Annotated in this window: 1 pseudogene; it reads right to left on the bottom strand. The window is 43.8% G+C overall.

Annotation, left to right across the window (positions count from 1 at the left end):
• Positions 1 to 159 precede the first annotated feature (159 nt).
• Positions 160 to 577 (bottom strand): annotated as a pseudogene (locus R8O11_RS29840) (ABC transporter substrate-binding protein); the annotation flags it as partial.

Here is a 577-nt window from a genome sequence, read left to right as displayed (position 1 = left end):
GCTGCTTGGTTCGGTCGACCTCCTGCCAAATGATCTGTTTGGAGAAGTAATAACTCTGAACGAAAATGCCTAAAATGATCGGAGCAAGAACGAGAATAATAATTTTAGTTATAAGCGTCGACAGCGAGCGACGCTTTTTTAGCTTTGATGTAATTGTCATCAATTATCTGAGTATCTAAATGCACGTTTTCTGAGAGCTTCAATTCGCTCAGGGGAATCTGATTTGGTCACAACTTCGAAGTCCCCAGAGTACACCGTTGGTACAGGTTTACCTTCCAAATCCCATTTAATCGCCTCTGCCATCGCAATGCCAGTATCATCATTCATACGCATGACGGTGATATCTAACTCCCCTTTTAAGATAGCGTATAGCTCAGCAGACCCACCGCCCCAGCCATTAATCATAACGTCTTCACGGCAAAGTTCAGACAGTGCTTCGACGGCACCTAACGCAACGTCGGTAGAACAAGCATAAATGAACTCGACATCTGGGTACTTTTTCAAGCTCGCTTTTGCAGCTTCATACCCGGACTGTTTTGTCGCTTTTGTATAGTAAGCAGATTGTAGTTCAAACTGA

Source organism: Vibrio sp. 1288, assembly GCF_033344475.1.
Note: the sequence above shows the minus strand (reverse complement) of the source record. Positions and strands in the feature narration are given on the sequence as shown.